The following is a 312-nucleotide window of genomic DNA, read 5'->3' on the forward strand; positions in this document are numbered from 1 at the left end:
AGCCCGAACCGGCCGCCGTGGTACGGCCGGCCGGGGCGCAGGGCATACCGGCCAGTGTGCTCGCCGCGTACCGGCGGGCCGAGCAGCGGGTGGGGGAGGACGACCCCGGGTGCGGGCTGCGCTGGCAACTGCTCGCCGCGATCGGCAAGGTGGAGTCCGGGCAGGCCGACGGCGGCCGGGTCGACGCGAACGGGACCACCCTGCGGCCGATCCTGGGCCCCGTGCTCGACGGCAACGGCTTCGCGAACATCTCCGACACCGACGGCGGGGCCTACGACGGCGACGCCCGCCACGACCGTGCCGTCGGCCCGA

The 312-nt window shown here is 76.9% G+C and carries 1 pseudogene; it reads left to right on the forward strand.

Annotated features, from left to right (window positions below):
- Positions 1-17: 17 nt before the first annotated feature.
- Positions 18-312 (forward strand): annotated as a pseudogene (locus VR44_RS07050) (hypothetical protein); the annotation flags it as partial.

The organism is Streptomyces katrae, from assembly GCF_000966975.1.
GTDB lineage: Bacteria > Actinomycetota > Actinomycetes > Streptomycetales > Streptomycetaceae > Streptomyces > Streptomyces katrae.